The following is a 3,916-nucleotide window of genomic DNA, read 5'->3' on the forward strand; positions in this document are numbered from 1 at the left end:
ATTCCTGGGGCAATGAACTATTTACCGCATTAGCTCTTAACTTTCTTTTTCGGGCTATGAACGCCTGCATAAGCATTTACGTTTTAAGGTTCTATTTGTTTGTTTTATCTCTACAGTGGTATTACTTTTCCACCTTGTGGATCATCTTTCAGAAATTCATTCAGTCTTTTGGTTAGACCGCCATGGCCAAAGCGAATAAATTTATGTTTATCTGGCTCGTGCATCTCATCTTTGACAAAATCTAAAAACGCCAAGAGCTGAATTCTTCGGCAATATATATTATCAATTCCATAGTCATAAAACCATTGATCAATTGTATTGTATATCCCACGATTGACTCCGTACTGTTGATTACACCAAATAAAAAATGGCAAATCCGGCAAGTTGAGAAACCTGCTGGCAGCTAAGGAACTTACATTCTTTGTATGTGTTCTGACCGAATTTTTACTTTGAGGTTTCAAAAACGTCAACTCCTTTTCTATATATAACCAACAATATAAACCCGAATAGTCGGAATTATAATTTTACTATTCCCTGTTTTAAAGTTCGCGGGCTGTTTTATTTAATTGAGATTAATCCTATCACCCAGAAGATGGTAATGGCAATATGTTAACTGATAGAAAAAATCAATCAACAAATAGGAATAATTAATCACATTTGATGCTTTGCTTTTCAAATTCTTTAACAGATAAAAGAATATCATTCCATAGCTGTTGATTTTCATAACTATTATTTAAGTAAGCCGCATAAATATGCTGATTTAATTGAATAAAATGTGAAACATCGATTTCGATAAGCTCCCCTTGTTCCAATTCTTTTTTTATGCATAAGTAAGGTAAAAATCCGATACCATTTTTGCTTAGTATGATTGATTTTGCCACTTCAAGATGGTCCACTAAAAATTCTATATTAGGTTTTACATAGGCCACTTCAAATAATTTGTGAATCCGATTCCAATCAAAAGCACCACACTCGAAAAATACCATCGGTTCCATGGCCAATTGCTGGATAGAAATATTTTTTAGAGAATGAAAGGAGTGATCCGGATATACAACTAATCTGACGGAATTATTTAAGAGCTCCTGCTTTTGAATTCCTTGATGAGATATCTCCTTTAAAAAGGCGATATCGACCTGTTTCTGAAGAAGTTTTTCAAGCAATACTTCGTTTGGCGCTGAGATAAATTTAAATCGCAGTTCGGGATGGGATCTTTTCAAGAAAGGAAGGGCAAACGGAATAAAGTATTGTGAGGTAATAATATTGGCCCCTATGACAATTTCCTCTGGATTATCTTCTTTTTTCAGTAGTTTCTTTCCTTGATCGTATGTTTTTATGATTTGCCCTGCATACGGAATAAATGCTTTTCCTTCTTCCGATAATGTCAAGCTTCTCCCCTTTCGTAAAAATAATTCGATGCCTAAATCCCGTTCCAATGTTTTAATTCTCGCAGTAACGGTTGGCTGAGATAAATAAAGAGCTTCTGCAGCTTTATGGATACTTTCCAAATGAACTACATACATAAACGCTTCTAGATGATCGATATTCAATTCTTCCAACCCCTTTCCCGATTTAATTATTTACCGTTGCCAATAAAAAAAGCTCCAAAACACACGAATGTGTTAAGGAGCCTTTGGACGACCAATCGGCAGATTCAATTAATTAATAAGTTTTCTAAATTTTACTCCAATTAATCCAATGTGTAAAGTAAGAATTTAAAAGTTGGAACATATTGTTCATTAAAAAAATAAGTATTCTGTAATATTATTGACCTAATAACTACAAAAATATTTCCTATCAAATAAATCTATCAATATCGGGGGAAGTTTTATGCTAAAGAAGGTTATCTCATCATTATTAACGTGCACATTCATCCTTGCTGGAAACTTTCCTTTTTCAATTTTAGAGCCGGAAGAAGTGGAAGCTTCGACCTATAACAATTTAGCCGAGCGCCCATTTATGGGCTGGAGCAGTTGGAGTTCAATTCGCAAGAAGCCGACAGAGGAAAACATTAAAGCGGCTGCTGATATTATGGCAGCAAAATTTAAGTCTCACGGATACGAATATGTCAATCTTGATGATTACTATCAGCTTGATTGGACGACAACCGTGGACAAGTATGGCAGATGGGCTGTCGACCCTAAGAAATTTCCAAATGGTATGATAGCAGTTGGGGATTATATCCACAAAAAAGGATTAAAATTTGGTCTGTATGTCACTCTTGGCATTCCTAAAGGGGCGATTGATCAAAACACCCCGATAGAAGGAACACCCTACCACGCAAAAGATATTGTGGACCTGAGCAAAGGGCAAAAAGTGAGCTTTAATTTCGACAATATGTATGCAATCGATTACTCAAAACCTGGAGCGCAGGAATATATCGATTCTTGGGCAAGGCTGTTTGCTTCCTATGGAGTAGATTACCTTAAGATTGACGGAGTTCGAAACCAGGACATTCCTGATATTGAAGCATGGGCAAAAGCTTTGAAGAAAACAGGGAGACCGATTCATGTGGAGTTATCCAATAACTTGGATATCAACCATATTTCGACCTGGCAACAGTTATCCAATGGCTGGCGGACTGATCACGATGTCGAGGCCTACGGCACTCCAACGCACACCAATTGGAAAAAGGTGTCCAGAAGATTTAGTGATGTCGCAAATTGGCAGCCTCATGCTGGGCCAGGCGGTTGGAATGACTTGGATTCATTAAATGTGGCTAACGGAAGTAAGGATGGTTTAACAGAAAAAGAAAAACGTTCGTATGTTTCTCTATGGGCCATTGCCGCATCCCATTTTGTGATTGGGAGCGACCTGTCAAAACTAGATGACTATGGAATCAGCTTGCTAACAAACGATGAAATTATTGGGGCGAACCAAAGTGGCATACCAGGGAAACAGTTATTCAAAACCGAAGATTCTCAAATATTCTATCAGAAACTGCAAGATGGTTCATACAACATCGGGCTCTTTAATACTGGAACATCAACTCAACAGGTAACTGTTAATTGGTCAGATTTGCATATTGATGGACCAGCTTTGGTTCATGATATGTGGAGCCATCAAGATTTAGGAAAAAAGGACTCTGGATTCACAGCTAGTCTTGCCAGTCATGATTCCCGGATGATTCATGTGGTATCGGCTTCATCCCCTGCAGTTTCTCCTAATAGCGGGGAAATCGAAGTGAACCCGTCTAATGTTTCGGTGAACTGGGATACCCAAGCCGGTGCAGACAGCTATCATATTCTAGTAGCTGCCGATCCTATTTTTAAAAACATTGTATCTGATCAAACCATTTCTTCCTCGTCAATGGTTTTAGCTGACTTGGAGACCGATACTCGCTATTACTGGAAAGTATCTTCCGTTTCAGAAGGAACTGAAAAACAGATTGGCATCTATTCCTTTCATACAAAAATGACAACAGCGCCTGATTCACCGGACTGGGTATTAGCCAATAGGAAAAATAAAGATTCTGTTACACTTTCCTGGAATCCCACATTCGGGACGGCTTCTTATACAGTCTATCGAAAAGAAATTAACCGTTTAGGACTCAGCAGCAGTTACCAACAAATCGCATCGAATTTAACAAATCCGAACTATGTCGATAAGGCTGCCCCGCAAAGCAAAGGCATTCACTACTCGTATGTTGTAACGGCAAAAAATGCGGTCGGTACAAGCGAAAAGTCTCCTTCAGCACAAACCGACAAACCAACTTTGACAACTCAGCTTACGATTCTAATAGTTTTTATTATGGTGATCCTCTTAACCGTACTTGGAATTACCAATAAGAAAATTAAAATAATTGCCCAAAGGCTATTTAGAAGACCAAAAAAGTTTGGTCAAGAAGAGGTATGGGACTAGCAACCGAGATTTGATTGCAAGAAAAAAGAGTTCGAACAATTAATATGGTACCTGTAGG

At 38.0% G+C, this 3,916-nt stretch carries 3 protein-coding genes; 1 reads left to right on the top strand and 2 read right to left on the bottom strand.

The genetic code is table 11. The features are described 5' to 3' along the window. Window positions 1-110: 110 nt before the first annotated feature. Together V7161_RS18780 and V7161_RS18785 are read right to left on the bottom strand one after the other, a co-directional pair. The gene (locus V7161_RS18780) at window positions 111-461 is read right to left on the bottom strand and encodes a hypothetical protein (protein WP_335714468.1); all 351 of its coding nucleotides are present in this window, start codon (window positions 459-461) and stop codon (window positions 111-113) included. A 186-nt stretch (window positions 462-647) separates the two neighbouring features. Then, window positions 648-1,547, bottom strand: a complete 900-nt coding sequence (locus tag V7161_RS18785; protein WP_335714469.1) for a LysR family transcriptional regulator — start codon at window positions 1,545-1,547, stop codon at window positions 648-650. Between the two features lie 280 nt (window positions 1,548-1,827). On the opposite strand from V7161_RS18785, the gene V7161_RS18790 reads away from it, so the two are divergent. Beyond that, a complete protein-coding gene (locus tag V7161_RS18790; RefSeq protein WP_335714470.1) occupies window positions 1,828-3,858 on the top strand; it encodes an alpha-galactosidase in 2,031 nt (676 codons plus the stop codon). Window positions 3,859-3,916 lie beyond the last annotated feature (58 nt).

Origin of the sequence: Neobacillus drentensis, assembly GCF_036965425.1 — a bacterium.
GTDB lineage: Bacteria > Bacillota > Bacilli > Bacillales > Cytobacillaceae > Neobacillus > Neobacillus drentensis_F.

Bases quoted from the DNA above. Each gene is read 5' to 3' on its own strand.
- V7161_RS18790 (WP_335714470.1), top strand. From the start codon at position 1,828: ATGCTAAAGAAGGTTATCTCATCATTATTAACGTGCACATTCATCCTT.